The organism is Nordella sp. HKS 07 (genome assembly GCF_011046735.1).
Taxonomy (GTDB): Bacteria; Pseudomonadota; Alphaproteobacteria; order Rhizobiales; family Aestuariivirgaceae; genus Taklimakanibacter.
This window is the reverse complement of record NZ_CP049258.1, coordinates 1,424,454-1,440,631: the sequence shown is the minus strand read 5'-3', so window position 1 is coordinate 1,440,631 and position 16,178 is coordinate 1,424,454. Positions and strand designations below refer to the sequence as shown.

Annotated in this window: 14 protein-coding genes and 1 pseudogene; 7 read left to right on the top strand and 8 right to left on the bottom strand. The window is 58.3% G+C overall.

Annotated elements, in window-relative coordinates:
* The first annotated feature begins 276 nt into the window (after positions 1-276).
* The gene (locus G5V57_RS06805) at positions 277-1,269 is read left to right on the top strand and encodes a zinc-dependent alcohol dehydrogenase family protein (RefSeq protein WP_165166788.1); all 993 of its coding nucleotides are present in this window, start codon (positions 277-279) and stop codon (positions 1,267-1,269) included.
* A gap of 121 nt (positions 1,270-1,390) precedes the next feature.
* The gene (locus tag G5V57_RS06800) at positions 1,391-2,728 is read left to right on the top strand and encodes an adenylate/guanylate cyclase domain-containing protein (RefSeq protein ID WP_246737561.1); all 1,338 of its coding nucleotides are present in this window, start codon (positions 1,391-1,393) and stop codon (positions 2,726-2,728) included.
* Positions 2,729-2,798: 70 nt separating this feature from the next.
* Here G5V57_RS06800 and G5V57_RS06795 read toward each other — a convergent pair whose 3' ends face one another.
* The 4 genes from G5V57_RS06795 to G5V57_RS06780 all read right to left on the bottom strand — a co-directional run bounded on the left by G5V57_RS06795 (position 2,799) and on the right by G5V57_RS06780 (position 6,975).
* On the bottom strand, positions 2,799-3,644 hold the full coding sequence (locus tag G5V57_RS06795) for a universal stress protein (protein WP_165166786.1): 846 nt from the start codon (positions 3,642-3,644) through the stop codon (positions 2,799-2,801).
* 84 nt (positions 3,645-3,728) lie between these two features.
* Complete coding sequence (locus tag G5V57_RS06790; protein WP_165165501.1) at positions 3,729-3,983, bottom strand: hypothetical protein; 255 nt, start codon at positions 3,981-3,983, stop codon at positions 3,729-3,731.
* A gap of 98 nt (positions 3,984-4,081) precedes the next feature.
* The gene (hemN, locus tag G5V57_RS06785) at positions 4,082-5,494 is read right to left on the bottom strand and encodes an oxygen-independent coproporphyrinogen III oxidase (RefSeq protein WP_165166785.1); all 1,413 of its coding nucleotides are present in this window, start codon (positions 5,492-5,494) and stop codon (positions 4,082-4,084) included.
* Between the two features lie 521 nt (positions 5,495-6,015).
* Entirely contained in the window at positions 6,016-6,975 is a 960-nt protein-coding gene (locus G5V57_RS06780) for an MFS transporter (RefSeq protein ID WP_246737560.1), read from the bottom strand.
* A gap of 140 nt (positions 6,976-7,115) precedes the next feature.
* Between G5V57_RS06780 and G5V57_RS06770 the strand changes: the two genes are divergently transcribed.
* From G5V57_RS06770 to G5V57_RS06760, 3 genes are read left to right on the top strand one after another with little or no spacing between them, the layout of a single operon-like run.
* Positions 7,116-8,654 (top strand): CHASE2 domain-containing protein, encoded by a 1,539-nt coding sequence (locus G5V57_RS06770; RefSeq protein ID WP_165166781.1) that lies wholly within the window; start codon positions 7,116-7,118, stop codon positions 8,652-8,654.
* Positions 8,594-9,010 carry an adenylate/guanylate cyclase domain-containing protein gene (locus G5V57_RS35145; RefSeq protein ID WP_371744744.1) on the top strand — a complete coding sequence of 139 codons (417 nt, stop codon included), beginning with the start codon at positions 8,594-8,596 and terminating at the stop codon, positions 9,008-9,010. The genes G5V57_RS06770 and G5V57_RS35145 overlap by 61 nt, the downstream gene beginning before the upstream one ends.
* A gap of 11 nt (positions 9,011-9,021) precedes the next feature.
* Positions 9,022-9,783: a hypothetical protein gene (locus G5V57_RS06760; RefSeq protein ID WP_165166777.1), complete on the top strand. Its 762-nt coding sequence runs from the start codon at positions 9,022-9,024 to the stop codon at positions 9,781-9,783.
* A gap of 107 nt (positions 9,784-9,890) precedes the next feature.
* Here the strand turns inward: G5V57_RS06760 and G5V57_RS06755 are convergent, their stop codons facing one another.
* Positions 9,891-11,264, bottom strand: a complete 1,374-nt coding sequence (locus G5V57_RS06755) for a caspase domain-containing protein (protein WP_246737559.1) — start codon at positions 11,262-11,264, stop codon at positions 9,891-9,893.
* Between the two features lie 451 nt (positions 11,265-11,715).
* Between G5V57_RS06755 and G5V57_RS06750 the strand changes: the two genes are divergently transcribed.
* Entirely contained in the window at positions 11,716-12,522 is an 807-nt protein-coding gene (locus tag G5V57_RS06750) for a heparin lyase I family protein (RefSeq protein WP_165166775.1), read from the top strand.
* Between the two features lie 255 nt (positions 12,523-12,777).
* Here the strand turns inward: G5V57_RS06750 and G5V57_RS06745 are convergent.
* Positions 12,778-13,437 (bottom strand): annotated as a pseudogene (locus tag G5V57_RS06745) (caspase domain-containing protein); the annotation flags it as partial.
* Positions 13,438-13,451: 14 nt separating this feature from the next.
* Between G5V57_RS06745 and G5V57_RS06740 the strand changes: the two are divergent.
* The gene (locus G5V57_RS06740; RefSeq protein ID WP_165173893.1) at positions 13,452-13,751 is read left to right on the top strand and encodes an ABC transporter permease; all 300 of its coding nucleotides are present in this window, start codon (positions 13,452-13,454) and stop codon (positions 13,749-13,751) included.
* Between the two features lie 136 nt (positions 13,752-13,887).
* Here G5V57_RS06740 and G5V57_RS06735 read toward each other — a convergent pair whose 3' ends face one another.
* Together G5V57_RS06735 and G5V57_RS06730 are read right to left on the bottom strand one after the other, a co-directional pair.
* On the bottom strand, positions 13,888-15,162 hold the full coding sequence (locus tag G5V57_RS06735) for an MFS transporter (RefSeq protein WP_165166774.1): 1,275 nt from the start codon (positions 15,160-15,162) through the stop codon (positions 13,888-13,890).
* A 329-nt stretch (positions 15,163-15,491) separates the two neighbouring features.
* Positions 15,492-16,172 (bottom strand): site-2 protease family protein, encoded by a 681-nt coding sequence (locus tag G5V57_RS06730; RefSeq protein ID WP_371744810.1) that lies wholly within the window; start codon positions 16,170-16,172, stop codon positions 15,492-15,494.
* Positions 16,173-16,178 lie beyond the last annotated feature (6 nt).

Sequence of the window (16,178 nt, the reverse complement as noted above, 5' to 3'; positions counted from 1 at the left end):
CGCAAACAGGTGGTTTCCCGAAGGCTTCGTGAAGGTCAGGCTGCGTCTCGCGCGAGCCTGGTCATCCGCAAGGAAGTGAAGAGCATGGCTATGACCTCGTCATGCCGGTGACGGAGTCAGAAATCTCACTGCGACCTCTGCCGTCTCGTGCACTACCGCGCGGGGGAGGAACAGGATCTCGGGCATTTAATCCGCGCGGTTTGTCACAGGTGAGTATATTTCGATCATCGAAGGCGATGGCGGGCACACATATCGTGTGGTAACAGTCGAGAGGTTATGACGGTGTCGAGCGCCATGATGCTGGTCGAATATGGCCGGCCACTTGAAATGCGCGAGCGTCCCTTGCCGGCGCCACAGTCCGGTGAAATTCGCCTAAGCATCAGCGCCTGCGGGGTTTGCCGCACGGACCTGCACGTCGTCGATGGCGATTTGCCGAAGGTCCCGCTGCCTCTCGTTCCCGGTCACGAAATCATCGGCTATGTCGAGGAGGTCGGCGCCGGTGTCAGCGGCCTTGAGCCTGGACAGCGGGTGGGCGTCCCATGGCTCGGCCATACGTGCGGCCGCTGCTTCTATTGCCTCTCCGAGCAGGAAAATCTCTGCGACCGGCCACTCTTCACCGGCTACACAAGGGATGGCGGCTATGCGACTCATACGATTGCCGATGCGCGCTATGCCTTTGCCCTCGAAGGCGGCACGTCTGACCTGCTCCTTGCGCCGCTTCTCTGCGCCGGTCTCATTGGATGGCGATCGCTCAGGATCGCGGGCGATGGGAAATCGCTGGGTCTTTACGGCTTCGGAGCGGCCGCCCACATCATAACCCAGGTTGCCAAATGGCAGGGCCGGCGAGTCTTTGCCTTCACGCGCAAAGGCGATGGGCAAGCCCAAGACTTCGCCAGAAGCCACGGCGCCGAGTGGGCGGGAGCATCAGATGAGACGCCTCCTGAGCTGCTGGATGCCGCCATCATCTATGCGCCCGTTGGCGCGCTTGTACCGCAGGCCCTGAAGGCGGTGCGCAAGGGTGGCCGCGTCGTCTGCGCCGGAATTCACATGAGCGACCTGCCAAGCTTTCCGTACAGATTGCTGTGGGAAGAACGACAGATCCTCTCGGTGGCAAATCTCACGCGCGATGACGGCGACAGCTTCTTCCACATGGTTCCCCAAATCGGGATCCAGACGTCGGTCACTCCATACCCGCTTGCGGACGCCAATCGAGCTCTTGACGATTTGCGCGAGGGGAGGCTGCAAGGTGCCGCGGTCCTGACAATGTGAGAAACTGGTCATGCGACGACAGAAAGCCCGGCGAAACCGAAACTCAGATGCGCGATGACCGGCCTCATTCATCTCGCTTCCGATCTCCTGAGACAATGCCGAAAAGAGGCATCGTGACACAGTGAAGAGGATTGACGGTACTACAGGCAGGTCCGGCGCCGACGCTCTGGAGGAGCCCTTTCCGCTGCAGCGACGATATCGGCAACGTTTCCTTCCGCTCCTCGCGCTATTTGTCCTGTCGTTGGTTGTTATGACGGCACTGGCCGTGCGGCAGGCGGTGCGTGATATTCACTTGGAATTTGCAGCGCGGGAAGTGGCAGAAATAGTCGCAGCGGTTGAACGAAAGCTTCCCGCCGAATGGAATGCCCTGCTCGCGGGCACAGCGGACATCGAACAAACAGAGCGGCTTCAGGTTCCGCTTCAAGAGTCCGTGGCCGAGCACGACCTTCCACAATTCAAGATCTATACTCACGACGGCAAAGCGGTCTTCAGCACCGATCGGGCCGAAATCGGGCTCGTGGAGGAAAACGCCGCGCTGACAGCGGCTCTTGAGAGGCAAGAGCGTGTCCTGGTCCCGCATCTGGAAGCGGACGGCAAGCGCTACAATGAATTTTACATCCCGGTATCCAGAACTAATGGCGAAGTCGGACTGGTAACCGAAATCTATCAACCAGCCTGGTACTTGCGCGACATCCTGATACGGGCGCTTATTATGCCTACTCTCGTCCCGAGCCTTCTGCTTGCGGGGCTGGTTTTCGTCCTCAGCTATCTCATCAAGAGGGCACAGTCCGGAATTGATTTGAGGGCGGCGCGAGTGCGCGAGCTATCGGCGAGACTGCAAAGCTTCATGTCGTCGAGTGCAGTCGGTGCGGTGCGTTCCGCTCCTCCAGGAAGCGACCTGCCTTTAAGACGAATTGCGGTATCGCTTCTCTATTCGGACGTGCGGGATTTTACTGGCTACTCGGAAATGGTGGCTCCGGAAGAGGTTGTTGCCTTTCTAAACCGTATTATGGCGGTGCAGATCGATTGCATTTCCCGGCACGGTGGCGACGTCGACAAGCTGATTGGCGATGCCTTGCTTTCACGGTTCGAAGGACCGGACAAAGAACGTCGGGCAGTGGCTGCGGCCCTAGATGTTCAGGCTGCCGTTGCGAGAGACAATCTGCCGCGAGGGGTTGGCATAGGCGTGTTCACAGGCCCCGCCATCTCCGGAGCAATCGGACCCGAAGCGCGGCGGGATTATACGGTCATCGGGGATTCCGTGAATGTGGCCGCGCGCTTATGCTCTGAGGCTCACCGAGGTGAGATTGTCTGCGATGCTGTGACAATCGAGAGAAGTGGCCTGCAAGCGCGACCAATTGGAGCAGTAGAGCACATCCATGTGAAAGGCCGCGAAAGGGCAATTGACATCCGGCGGATAGCACACGCCGATGCGGGGCCAACCGGCGGGAGTGTGTAAGATCGCTGTTTCAAATCAGCGTGATCGTGCTGTAGTCGAGATATACGGGGCTGACGATCGCCCGCATCCTTTAGTGAGACAGAAACAGCGGGACGGGGCAGTGGCGGAGGAGAGACTGGGTGACGCCGCCGAGTATAAGCTGCCGCAGCCGGGCGCGGGCGAAGCCGCCCATCACGATCAGGTCCGAGCCGGAACGGTGGGCATATTGGCGTAGCGTTTCTGCTACGCCGCCATCGCGGGCATCGATGGTCTTCGCTACAATTTTGACGCCATGGGCCAGAAGCTGCGCTGCCAAAGCCGATCCGGGGACTATTCTCGACAGGTTCTTCTCTCCTTCTATCTGGACCGCTTCAACTGTTGCAGCAGCACGCAGGATAGGCAAGGCATCGAAGAGCGCGCGCGCCGCCTTGGAACTCCCGTCCCAGGCAACGACGACATGTTGGGCGTTAAAAGCCCTATGTTCAGGGGGAACGACGATTAATGGGCGACCGCTATCGAGCAGGGCGGCTTCGATGAGATCACGGTCGACGTCGATGGCCTGGGATTCGCTGTCAAGTATGCATAGATCGTGCAGGCGAGTCTCGTTTGTGAAGCCCTCGACTAGCTTCTGGCGCTGGAGGTGTGAAGACGTTACTTTCGCCTTGACGCCGGCTTCCCTCGCCTGCGTTTCAATTCGTTTGACAGCCTCGCGCGCCAGTTCCTCGAGGTAGCGGTTTTCAGCTGCCACTATGCCGGCGGCGGCGCCACTGACAAAGGCATGCGGTAGAACGAGTTTTACTGTTGGCGCATACACGGTCACCAGTGCATGCGCAGATTGTGCCAGGGACAATCCATAGCTGATCGCTGCGGTCGGTTCATCCTTGGCTTCGACCGTCAAGCCGATGAGTATGTTCTCGATACCGCGTATGGTTCGCATGACCTGCTCCTCTGTATCACGCCCTGGCGTGTTCAAGCGCCGGGGGGCTTGATCTGGCGCAATCCGCCGCCGATGGCAAGCAGGCTAGTCGGTCGCTGGCGATTGGTCTTGCATAATTTCTATCTGCAGTTCCTGAATTTCTGACGATCTTTGCCACTGGTTGAACAGCAGATGATCCAGCTTTTCAGGCGGCTTGTCATGACCAAACTCGGAAGTCTTGTCGTGCATATGGGCGGACAGGGCGTTTCGGAATGTCCTGAAGTGGCCAGGCCCGGCGCGCTCCACATAGCGCACGCGGCCCCCGTCCGCGATCAGGTAAAGTGTTCTCGGTACCCGCATGGCAGCTCTCCTTTCAGGAAACGAGACGGCATGGCATCCAGGGGCTTTGACTTGGGTCAACCGCCAGGAACCGCTTCCTCAAAAGTTCGCGCGCTCGCTCAGATTGCTCTGGCGTGCCGAGGGCTGGCTCCGTGATCTGCGATATATTGGTCAAAGGTCGCGCAGATTGACCGCAAGAAAGGTCGGCCCAGTCGAGTTACGGCGAGGACAGAGCCACGCAGCCGGACCAGGCCGTCGTCCTGCATGTCATCGAGTCGGGCAAGGGCCGGTGCAAGGACGGATGCCGGCATGTCCCACCGGCGCAAAAGGTCTATGAAATCGACTTCGAGGTCGCACATGAGCGCCTGGATGATGTCGGACCAAAAACGATCCTCATGGGTCAAGGCGATTCCGCGGCAGGTCGCGAGCTTTCCGCGGTCGATGTCTTCCCGCCATCTGCGGACGTCGGGGCAGTTCTGTGCGTAGCCCTGCTCGAGGCTGCTGATCGATGAAGCGCCCAGGCCTATGACGGTTCTCGTGTCATCGCTCGTATAACCTTGAAAATTACGCTTCATCAGGCCATTCTCCGCCGCGATGGCGAGATCGTCCACCGGCAGCGAGAAATGGTCGAGGCCGATGGGATGATAGCCTGCTTCCTGGAGCCTGTTGCCAGCCACGAGCTGTTGCTGATAGCGCTGACGCGAGTCCGGAAGTTCGTCTTCCCGGATAAGCTTCTGACGCGGCATCATCCAGGGCACATGGGCATAGCCAAAGAGCGCTACCCTGTCAGGTTCGAGCGTGGCGACCTGGTCGATGGTTGTCCTTACTCCGTGAAGAGTCTGACGTGGCAGTCCATAGACAAGGTCGACATTGATCGACGTCACACCTTCTCGGCGCAGGGCGGCGATCGATTGCGCGACCATTTCAAAGGGCTGGATGCGGTTGATTGCTGCCTGGACGTCCGGATCCAGATCCTGCACGCCAATACTCGCTCGGGAGAGACCCAGGCGGGCAGCGACCCTGATCCACTCGTGAGTGAGAAACCGCGGATCGAGCTCAGCGGCGATCGTAGCCTGATCGGCGAAAGTGAACCTTTCGCGCAGACGAGTGAAGAGCCGGGCCAGGTCCGATATCGACAGCATGTTCGGAGAACCGCCGCCCAGATGCAGCGCGGACACTACCGGCCGGTGCGGGATCGCAGCGGCCACGAGATCGATTTCACGCAACAGCGATTCGACATAGCCGACGATGGGTTCGCGCCTGTGGCTCACCCCGGTATGGCAGGCACAGTACCAGCATAGCTGTCCACAGAATGGAATATGCAGGTATAGCGACAAGGGTTGATCCGGACTGAGGGCGGCAAGCCAGCTGCTGTATTGATCCGCTCCGATGCCCGAACCGAAGTTCACCGCGGTGGGATAGCTCGTATAGCGGGGCACGCGACCGTGATATTTGTCGACCAGCGATCGCGGCTCACCGCGGGGTTTACAATTCTGCTTCAGGTTGCACTTGGAGTTGGGGCGATCGTTCATGAATACAACATTGCGCCGCGATGCCGGCAGATACTTTGATTTCGATCAAGCCTTTAGTGGGATTTGACCTGGATCATAGCGAATCCGGCCTTTCCTCCTAGTGTGCTTAACGCGAAGTTCCTGATCTCAGGCGGCTTGCACCGACAGGAACTTCGCGTTCAAAAGCGCACTAGAATCATTAGGTTTTCTAGTGTCCTTCCGAATCCGAAGTTCGCTCGGAAGATCCCCCTGGCTGTGGCGAACTTCGGATTCGGGACACTAGACTGGACAGGCACAGATCAACGACACCTCATGAGAAAGGCATTGCCAAGCGCAGGCCCAAGCTTCCCGGCTTCCGCTGTCTGCATTGGGCGGTAAGAAACGGGCGGTTTGTGGGGCAATGAGCGAGGAGCAGATTTTCCGTTTGAGCGAGATTTCGCGTCGCAAGAAATACAGTGCCGGACAGATGATCCTTTACGATCAGGAGCCGGTCACCTTCTTTGCAAATGTTATTTCTGGCACGATCAAGCTCACCAAGACGATCATGGACGGCCGTCAGCAGATCGCAGGCCTTTTGTCTGGCTGCGCCGCCGCCATTTCGGCCAGACCAGCAGCCAGCCTATCAGCGCCAGGTTCACCAGGTTCCACAGCAGCCCGTGCAGGAAGAGCCGGTAGGACTGCGTGGCGTCGTAGATGAAGCCGGCCGCCAGCCCGCCGCAGGCCATGCCGAGCACCGTCGCCGTGAGGACCAGGCTGATGCGTGCACCAGCTTCGCGCGGCGGCAGGAACTGGCGGATGATCACCGCATACATCGGCACGATGCCGCCTTGGAACAGGCCGAACAGGCCCGCGATCACCCAGAGCGAGGACAGGCTGTCGAAGAACAGGTAGAGCAGCAGCGCCACCGCCTGCATCGCTGAGCCGATCAGCAGCATCGGCCCGGCGCCGATGCGCTCGGCGATCACGCCGGAGCCCACGCGGCCCACCACGCCGAGGCCCAGCATGAGCGAGACGATCTGCGCGCCCACCGCCACGCCGTAGCCGAGATCGCCGCAATAGGCGACGAGGTGGAGCTGCGGCATCGACATCGCCATGCAGCAGGCAAAACCGGCCACGACGAGCACGCCTTGCAGCCGGCGAGCCGAGAGACCGAGTTCCTCGCGGGCCGCCTCCGTGGCGGCCTCGGCGGCGGCATAACCGGTCCCCGCCTCGATGTGGTGATCGATGACTTTTGCGACCGCCATCTCGTCCCGCAAAGAGGACATCGCCGTCAACCAGGACGGCTCGTCGATGTCTATTTCGGCCCAAAGGCGCCAAAAGGCCACGAAGCGAACTAAGTCCAGACCAATCCGGACAAGGGATAGTTTGCCTATATTCGCTTCTATGGGCCGACCGTTCTTCGACAAGTCATGGACATTGCCCAACGTGATGAAGATCGACTGATCACCCAGGAACGCTGCGACAAATGTATCGCGGCGGCCCGGCATACAGGCGCGCGTCATTTGTGCCAAGCCAACGCTTTCACAGCGTGGTTTTCGCCTGAGCTTTCATGGTGTAGCCTGCATGTCATCGGTGCTTCAGTGGGACGCGGGTGACATTCGGCCGATACATTCGGGCGGTGACAGCAAGGGAGGTGGCCATAGTGCTCTTCCTTGCCGCAGCCGTTCTTTTGGTTGCCGGTTTTTCCCGCCCATTGGAGAATCTATACCGCGATCTCCTCATAAGTTCTGTCTCACCCTTCATCGATCCGGGCCAGGACATTGTGATCGTAGCGATAACCGAAGAGACGCTTGCCGGCCTCCACTATCGCTCACCCATCGATCGTGAGTTCCTGGCAAATCTGATTGTGCATGTAGGAAAAGCTGGGCCAAGGGCTGTTGGTATCGACATTCTGTTCGATCAGGGAACAGAACGGGCCAAAGATGAACTGCTGGAAAGGGCCCTGGAGAATGCCCCATTTCCTGTTGTCATCGCTTCCGCCGAAAATGCCGATGGGCTTACTGATAGTCAGGTCACTTATCTGAAGAATTTCGCGCCCGGCGTATCTCGCGGTCTCGTCTCTCTTGCCCGTGATCCATTGGATGGAGTGGTGCGAGGCTTATTCGCAGGTCGCGAGAACGGTGGCGTGTGGCAGCCGAGTTTCGTCGGTGCAATCGCCGCCGCCGGCGGAGCGAGTCCGTCTGCAATCCGATCAGATCTGGCATATTTCCGTACGCAACATGCGACACCCTATGATTTTCCGGTCTATCCCGCACATTTGGCCCGTGTCCTGCCGGTGCAGTGGTTCACTGGCAAGTATGTGCTGATTGGCGCTGATCTTCCACTGGACGATCGTCATCTTACGCCCTTTACGGCGCTCGACGGGGTAAAGGCCGGCACGCTTCCGGGTGTGGTCATTCATGCGCATGCTTTGGCGCAGTTGCTCACCGGCGATCAGATTGTCCAAGCTGGCGCGCTGACTGTTGGCTTGCTTCTCGCAGCCGGCGCCCTTGTCGCCGGCTGGTTTGCCTGGCGACCGCTGCCGGTACTCGTCAAGCCACTGATATTGCTTGGTCTGATATTCTCAATTTTTGCCGGCGCAGCGACACTGTTCTCGCGCATCGGAGTGCTGGTCCCAGCTGTATGGCCCAGTGTGCTCGTGACAGGCGTTTTTAGCATTGTTGCATTCATGGCTTGGCATCGTGACAATGCCGAGCGGCGCTTCATTCGTCACGCCTTCGCCCAGTATGTGAGCCCGGCAGTCGTCGAAACGATCATTAGAAACCCTGCCAGTCTGCGCCTCGGCGGAGAACGGCGCACCATTACTTGCGTCTTCACAGACCTGGAGGGCTTCACTGGTCTTAGCGAAACTCTGCCGCCGGAGAGAATCGCCGCACTGCTCAACGGCTACTTGGATCTGGTGTGCGATCAGTTTGTGAAACACGGTGCAACCATCGACAAGGTGGTTGGCGACTCGGTTGTAGGCTTCTTTGGTGCGCCCGCCACGCAGGCAGACCAAGCAGAACGCGCCGTTTCGCTCGCGCTTGAACTGGATACACTCGCCCAAGCATATCGAGTCGCAGCGGCCCGCGGCGGTGCCCATCTGGAGTCACGCGCATCGGTATTCATAGCGGACCGGCTGTGGTGGGCAACTTTGGAGGAAAGCGCTTCTTCGACTACACGGCCATTGGCGACACAGTGAATACAACATCGCGCCTGGAAGGAGCAAACAAGTATCTGGGTACCAGGATCTGTGTTAGCGTCAACGTCGCGGATGCAGCTCCATCGTTTCTATTTCGGCCGGCAGCAATATTGTACCTGGCAGGCAAAACCAAGGGAATCAAAGTATTCGAACCATTGAATGCCTGTTCGCCGGAGGCAGCATATGTTGATGAATATCGTGAGGCATACGATCTTATGACATGCGGGAAGCCAAGCGCTAGCGATGCGTTTGCAAGAATTGTGGCGCAGCATTCTGATGATCGACTGGCAGCAGTTCATAGCAGCAGGCTGGCTTCCGGTGCCTTGGGCGCGGATGTTCATTTAAGTTCAAAGTAGGGCCTTGCCGAATGGTCACAAAGCTCACATCTTGGCTGGTTTCACTTAGTCTAGCGACATTCTTGTGGGGGGTCACGTCACTGCCGGCGCATGCCGCAAATCAGTATCTCGTGATTTCTGCGAAACCGGCTTCCGATGTCTACCCGGTCGGAAAAGTCCTGGGAATTAACGACGAGATAGTCATACCCTCGGGGACCATCGTAACACTTCTCGGCGAAGACGGCTCAGTGAACAGGATTCATGGTCCCGATCATCTCATCGTCACTGAGGAAAAGATCGACGTCAACCAAGAGGTTTTGAAGAACCGCTCGATTTTCGAGCGCGTTACCGATCTTCTCTTTGGCAGCAAGCCCAATTCCGATTCTCTTGGTGTGACGCGTTCCGTCGGTGGAGAAAATGGGGTAATTGGTCCCATGGATCCATGGTCTATATCGATACATGAATCGGGACCGGCATGCGTGCTTCGGGACCGTGTCGTTCTCTCTCGCTTACAAGATCTAAGTGAAATGCCGCTTGCAATCAGTGCCGACAACGGCATGAAACGGAATGATCTTGTCTGGGCCAAGAACGTTTCAGTATTCGAGGTGCCTTTGCCACTCGCCGAACAAGCAAGTGAGCTTACTGTCCATGCCGGAAGTACCGTGCGCCATGCCCAACTCAATCGGTTGCCTGCCGACATCGATTTGAACAATGTTATGGATGTTTTGGCGTGGATGCTCGACAAGAACTGCAGAGTTCAGGCAGCTATATTCGCGCGAAATCTGGGGGAATGAGTTCAACGCGTGGCTCTTTGGTTTGCTCGCGCATCCCTTTTCTTTGCAACAATTATCCAGGAGTTCTCACGTCTAGAAGTCTCGCGATTGCGAGAGAGCGAAGCAGATTAAACTTTCGAGAGACGGATGGTTCCCCTGCACGAGCCTCCGACATGCTGGAACCGGCCACTTCCAATCGCTCCGCTGACCTTACCTTTCAAAGTGTTGCGACCCGGCTTGCCGTTGTTGATGAACCCCAGAGAAATATTCAACGCGCCATTCGATGCGATCGTGCCTGTCAATCCCTCACCGCTCACTTTTCCACCTTTGACAACAAACTCCTGTGAAAGCTCCTTCCATCCGCATGACGAGTTTGTCGCATGGCGAGTTAATCTCCACATTCCGTCAAAGGGTCCTGACTCAGCCGTATCTATGCTCGCGACGACCGTTTTCCTGCTGGTAGGTTGCTGCGTCTCAGTCTCGACGACTTTACTGGTGTCCTGGCTCGATTTGCGCTCGGCCTCCAGTATCTTCAGTTTGACTCGCGCCAGAGGCACAAAGGCACCGTTCGGATATTGTTCAAGATAAGTCTGATACATGAGCGGATCATCCGCATCTTTCACAGTATCCCAGAATGCGAGCTCTACGGCTGTTTCGGACCCTGTTTCTTCCGCTGATTTGCCACTGGTGTTTTGTGTGCCGGTGTCTTTTGCGCTCTTCTCATCCAATTTTGGAACGAGAATTACATCCCCTGTCAGCGAGGAGCTATCCCAAGGCACTTGCTTGCCGCCGGTTGCCTCAAGAACATCGCGACGCACAAGGACCATATCCTGGGTGATACCCTGACCGGGCGTACCGAGATGCCTGAGCAGTGCCTTGGTGAACGGCGAATTTCGGCCTGTTCCATCAAGGGCAACATTGCCAGGTTGTGTGGCGAATGCAATCAGCGAGCCCACGCTGCTGCCAAGCCTTGCAAGTCCGCGCCCGATCGAGCCGGAACGGGTGCCCATAGAACGAGCGAGGTTATTGGCCAGAGGATTGTCACGGCAGGCATCGAGAAATACGAGGTTGACGTTGGTGTTCCTTTCCATCGCAGTGAGCACAATTCCCATGGAAACCGCTTCGAACTCTAGGTCTTCATAGCTTTCCATCTGAGCATCCACAGGCACTATGTAGTTCTCGCCATTTACCTGAAGGCCGTGACCGGCATAGTAGAACAACGCCACTTCTGCGCCCGATAGTGTCTTGATGAACTTGCGTGTTAAATCGCGCAGAGCAACCAGGTCGAGATCGATGCCGCTCACGACTTCAAAACCCATGTCTTTAAGCTTTGCAGCCATGTCGGCAGCATCGTTCTTTGGATTTGCCAGCGCAGGAACGTGGGTGTAGGACGAATTTCCGATAACCAGGGCCAGACGCTTCGCCGCGATGGCAAATTCCGGGCTGGCCATCCAGCCAATCAAAAGGGCAAAGAAGACCGCAAATATCCGAAGCTTAGTCATGGGCAGTTATCCATGCTCGACGGGTGCAGCCGCAACCTGATGACCCACATCCTGCCATATCTTTGAATTTGCCACCAGCGCACGCAGCAAATGGCAATGAGTCAGGCGGAATTCCGCGGCACTTTTGTCTGGCCAGCGCAGGCAGGCCGAATGCCGCTTTCCTGGGGATGGAGCCCACAAGCAGCGCAACTCACGACGCTTCGGAGTCTGTTCGACGACTACCGACACCGAACGCATCAGAGAGCGAATTGTGTAGACGTGAATGGCGCAGGTTGGAGCAAGTTAGTCTCTCACTGCGTCTGGCACAAAATATTGGTCAGGCTACAGCGACCGAGTTTACAACAACCTGAGACTCTGTAAGCTGCCATATGAAACTGTAGTGACAGGCATGAACAAGTTGAATTTTGTCTAATGTCTCCTTTCGGGGCCATCAGCCAGGAGAATCATGAGAATGAGATTTTCATCTAAGATTTTCCAATGCATTGCAGTTGCTTTGGTATTTTTTGTGGTCGACGCTTCGGCGGCGCAAAAGAAATTCAAGGTCACCGGTTTCGATAAGCCGTTTCTGGTTTCCAATCGCAACCAACCGGGCGGGTTCACTATGGATAGGGACCCAGTGGACGCGATCAACAAGAAGAAGGTTTACAGGTTCGAAATCGTTCCCCGCAAATGTGTTTCCGACGACTGTGAGCAGCAGTCAGCTCGAGCATCGGTACAGCAGGTGCCGGAAGGCACGTTGCAGCCCAAAGAGGCCTGGTACGGGTGGGACATGTATTTACCCACAGAGTTCCCGTTCAGTACGGCTCAAACCAGAGGCCACGAGATTTTCACCGAGTTCAAGGATCAGCACCAATGTCAGTTGGTGGCGCTTATAACCAACCCCAACCGTAACGACGATTTCTTGTCCTGGTCCATGGAAAAGCCGACAGGCCAAAAAATGACTCAGTTTGGCGGCGACTGCGAAGTAGTTTTTGAGAGACCAGTAATCCGAATTCGAGAGGTCTTGGGTGGATGGCACCGCTATGAACTGTTTGCCCGCTGGTCGAAGAAGAATGATGGCAAATTCCAACTGTACCTGGATGGCACGGAGGTCGTGAATTACAATGGGATTACGTGCTGGTCGTGTGACAAAATGAACTATTTCCTGTTCGGCAACTATCTCTGTTGCACTCCAAACACCCAGAAGATAGCCCGTTCGACCGTCTTCTATCGTTTTGTCAGCCGCGCAAGGACGCGCGATGGGCTGGTGTGGGAGTAGGACCAGGCATCTCAGGGTGACATCCGGTAGAACTCAGACGCGAGCTCAGTGGAATGCTTTATCCTGCTGGCTAACGGGGTCGCACCGGGGCTGGCTATATCAGATTCGGTCGACCTACGTATATCTGGCTCATCTAATCACATATTTATTTGGTTCCTAGTTCATGGCAATCCGTTGCCAATCTGCTTCTTATTTTAATCGAGACAGCTGTAGCCGGACTGTGTAGTGAACTAAGGCAACATCTGGCGTAGAGCCTCACGGATTGAAGAAGAAGTCGTCCTTGAGAGAGGAGTTGTTCCAGGGCTGTTGTTGGTTATCGGTGAGGTTCTGCACCTCGCGGCGGACCCTCTTGAACATCTGCTCGACCTCGATCCCCTTGGCATCGAGGTTGTTGATGAGCGCCCTGGTGAAGGGGCTGTGATCACCCTCACCGTCGGCGGCCACCTCGCCAGGAGCCGTTGCAAAGCCGATGAGGACACCCCCCTGCAGGGCGGGAATGGCCATGCCCTGGCCAACCGCTCCCGAGCGTGAGGCGCCAAGGCATCTGGCAAAGCGGCGGGCCAAGGGATTGTCACGGCAGGAATCAAGCAGCGCAATGCTCACCCGGCCAGGGGCTTCCATGTAGTTCAGCACCTGGTCGGCACTCACTGTCTCGAAGTCAACGGCGGTCTCATTGGCCAGCTGGGCATCAATCGGGATGAGATAGTTCTTGCCCTGCACCTGCATGCCGTGGCCGGCATAGAAGAGCAATCCCACCTCGGCGTCCGAAACCTGCTGGGCGAACCTGCGCACCATACCATCCATCGCAACCTTGGTGAGATCCTCGCCCTCGATCACCTCAAAGCCCAGGCTTTTCAACTTCTCGGCAATGGCACGGGCATCATTCTTCGGGTTGGGCAGCTCATTGGCGTTCTGATAGGCCGAGTTCGCTGTCCGGTGTTCTGGCTAGCATTGCAGGCTTCACTCTGGTCGCCCGCATTGGCGCTGCGGAGCCAATTGGCGGTAATGGGTTCGAACTCCAGGCTATCGGTGCCGCGGTGATCGGAGGTGCCAGTCTGTTTGGTGGCACGGGCAATCCCCTTGGGTCGCTTGTCGGCGAGCTCACTTTGGGCGCCATGCAGAACGGGTTAACCCTTCAGAACGTGCCCTCCGTCTGGCAGTATGTGGCGACCGGCGTGGTGGTTATCCTTGCCGTCCTTGCAGATCAGATCACCCGTAAGCGCCGCTGAAATGGGTGTTGTTTCTCTGCATTGACGAGTAGCTAAAGCCTCCATTTTAAGTGCCCTTCGCTTGTTTCGCCCCTGTGAGGGAATAGTCCCTCCTGTCAGCCGATGTCTCTGGCCAGCGCGGTGGCAGCGCCAAACCTCAGCCGACCCTCACCGCATGGTTGCGCCGCCGCCATTTCGGCCAGACCAGCAGCCAGCCTATCAGCGCCAGGTTCACCAGGTTCCACAGCAGCCCATGCAGGAAGGCGAGCCGGTAGGACTGCGTGGCGTCGTAGATGAAGCCTGCCGCCAGCCCGCCGCAGGCCATGCCCAGCACCGTCGCCGTGAGGACCAGGCTGATGCGTGCACCAGCTTCGCGCGGCGGCAGGAACTGGCGGATGATCACCGCATACATCGGCACGATGCCGCCTTGGAACAGGCCGAACAGGCCCGCGATCACCCAGAGCGAGGACAGGCTGTCGAAGAACAGATAGAGCAGCAGCGCCACCGCCTGCATCGCTGAGCCGATCAGCAGCATCGGTCCGGCGCCGATGCGGTCGGCGATCACGCCGGAGCCCACGCGGCTGACCACGCCGAGGCCCAGCATGAGCGAGACGATCTGCGCGCCCACCGCCACGCCGTAGCCGAGATCGCCGCAATAGGCGACGAGGTGGACCTGCGGCATCGACATCGCCATGCAGCAGGCAAAGCCGGCCACGACGAGCACACCTTGCAGCCGGCGAGCCGAGAGACCGAGTTCCTCGCGGGCCGCCTCCGTGGCGGCCTCGGCGGCGGCATAACTGGTTGCGGCGGGCTTGCGGTTGAGCGCCAGGCCGAGCGGCACCATTGCGATGGGCACGAACAGGCCGATGCCGACATGGACGGCGCGCCAACCATAGGCGGACTGGAAATGCTCGATCACCAGTGGCCATACCGCACCGGCGAGATAGCTGCCCGAAGCGGCGAAAGACACAGCGACCGCCCGGCGCTTTCTGAACCAATGTGAAAGGTCGGAGATCAGCGGCGCGAAGCCCGCGGCCGAACCGAAGCCGATCACAGCCGAAAGCAGCGCGAACTGCCAGATGCTGGAGGTGAGCGCGGCGAGGACATAGCCGGCGCAGATGAGAGCCGCGCCGATCAGCACGGGTACGACGATGCCGAGCCGGTCCACCAGGCGTCCCATCAAGATGCCGCCGGCGGCGAAGCCGAGCATCGCGCCGGTAAAGGGCAAGGAAGCGCCGCCCCGCAGCGTCCCGAATTCCGTCTGCAGGGAGGGCAACACCACGATGACCGACCAGGTGCCGACACAGGCCACGGTGCCCAGCAGCAAAGTGAGGACGAGGCGCAGCCAGGCATAGGGCGAATCTACGTCGCCAGGCGTGGCGGCCACAGGGGGCAATAGGGTCACGGGCGTTTCCTCACAACTAGCGCGCATCCCGGCGACGTGGAATCACTTCGCGTCTTGGGCAATTTAACCCCGATATTTCTGATTTTCGTTGTGTTGACTTCGTGGGCCAATCTGGACGAGTTTGGAAATGGTTGGATGGGGTGGTGGGGCTGTTCTAAGGGGCGATACCAGGAATGCAAGTCGAGGTTTGGGCAGATATAATCGGTCGGGCTGCATTTGTAGCTCTGCTGTTTGTGGTGATTACCCCTCTGACGCCCTATGCGGAGTGTGCCCTCGGACAGCTTGTGTCCCGCTTATGGTGTCGCGGGTTTCGGCTTGTCGGCGACGAAGCCGCAACCATTGTTCCTACTCACCTCTCAGCCATGACCGGTGACCGCGAGTATCCAGCCTATGACGGTCCCCACCGAGGAAGAGAGAACCTGCGTGGCGGCGTCGAGATCGAGGCCGAGCTGTGGCCCGACCATCGGCAGGACGATGAACAGGCCGATCAGGATGATGAAACCATAAGGCTCGAGCCTGGCGAGGGGGGCTGCGAGCACCCGGGGAAGTATGCCCACCAGGATGCGCCCACCATCGAGCGGCGGGATCGGAAAGAGATTGAAGACGGCCAGCACGACATTGATGATCAGGGCATTCTTCAAGTTGTCCGCCAGCCACTGCGCGGCGAGCGAGGGAAGGTAGCCGACGACATGGAAGGCCAGGGCGGCGAGTGTCGCGATGAGGATATTCATCGCCGGTCCCGCCGCCGCGACCAGCGCCATATCGCGTCGGGGATGCCCGAGTGCCCGGAAATCGACCGGCACCGGCTTGGCATAGCCGAACAGGAAAGGGGCCTGCGTCAGCAGCAGGATGCCCGGGAGCAGCACCGTGCCGAACGGGTCGATATGCTTCAGGGGATTGAGGCTCACGCGCCCCAGCCGCCAAGCCGTGTCGTCGCCCAGACGACGCGCGGCATAGGCATGCGCGGCCTCGTGAAAGGTGATCGCGATGATCACCGGAAGGGCCCAGATGGTGATGAGATAGATGGTATTCTGGATCACGAA